The organism is Methylobacterium sp. P3_A11 (assembly GCF_056403155.1).
Genome location: NZ_JBFUGA010000242.1, coordinates 1 through 976, shown reverse-complemented (window position 1 = coordinate 976; position 976 = coordinate 1). Strand labels below are relative to the sequence as shown.

At 78.0% G+C, this 976-nt stretch carries 1 protein-coding gene and 1 pseudogene; both read right to left on the bottom strand.

All coding sequences use genetic code 11. The annotated features are described in order from the left end of the window. Positions 1–594 (bottom strand): annotated as a pseudogene (locus AC1DXK_RS31030) (nonribosomal peptide synthetase MxaA); the annotation flags it as partial. A gap of 2 nt (positions 595–596) precedes the next feature. Next, on the bottom strand, positions 597–976 hold a 380-nt coding region (locus AC1DXK_RS31025; RefSeq protein WP_477299712.1), incomplete at its 5' end, for a DUF58 domain-containing protein.

Here is a 976-nt window from a genome sequence, read left to right as displayed (position 1 = left end):
AGCCAGCGCCGCGAGGCCGGCGAGGGCGCCGAGGCCCGCCGCCGCCGCGACGTCCGGTGACGGATCAATTCGCCCGCCACGACCGTCCGGGCGCAGGTACTCGGCCGGATCCTCGCGCCGCTGCGGCTGCACCTCGCGCAGGGGCGAGACGCCGAGGCTCCAGCCCGGCACCTGGACGGCGGCGGCGGTGGTGCGGCCGGTCGCCGCCGCGCTCGCCAGCGTCAGGGGGAAACCCGGCACCTCCAGGGTGCGGGCGTCGAGGGCGGCGTAGAAGCTCTGGTAGGTCAGGCGCAGGCGCACCCGCCGGCCGCCGGCCGCCGGGGCGTCGTCGACCGCGACGGCGCGCAGGTCGAGCCAGTAGGTCACCGGACCGGGCTGGGGCAGGGTCGCGGGCTGCAGCCGGAAATCGGGATCGGCCAGGATCTCCACCTGCGCCTCGACCAGGTCACCCAGGAAGATCCCGAAGGGCCGCGGGCTGCGCACCTCGACGGAGCGCACCTGCGCGGCGGCCGGGCCTGCCGTCAGGGTGAGGGGCGCGGCCAGGACGCCGGCGAGGAGGCCGGCCAGCAGCAGGGCGGGACCGCGCGCGCCCATGCTCAGGTCGTCATCAGGTGGCGGGTGAGCGCCTGGGCGTCGAAGCGCCCGGCGAGGCGGAAGACCCGGCGCGCGAAGGGCGTGGCGGCGCGCTCCAGGGCGGCGATCCGGCCCCGCTCACGGGCGATCCAGGCCCGGCGCAGGCTCGGGCGCAGCAGGACCACGCGGCGGCCGCCGCCCTCGAGATCGTCGAGCTCGACGAGGCCGAAGGCCGGCAGCGCCTCCGCCTCGGCGGGGTCGGCGAGCAGGATCGGCACCGTGTCGTGCGGCGCCAGGGCGGCGAAGACCCGGGCGATCAGGCTCTCCGGCCAGCGGAAGTCGGAGGCGAGGAAGACGAGCTTCGGCCGCCCGGCGAGCCGCCGCGCGGCCTCCAGCATGCCGG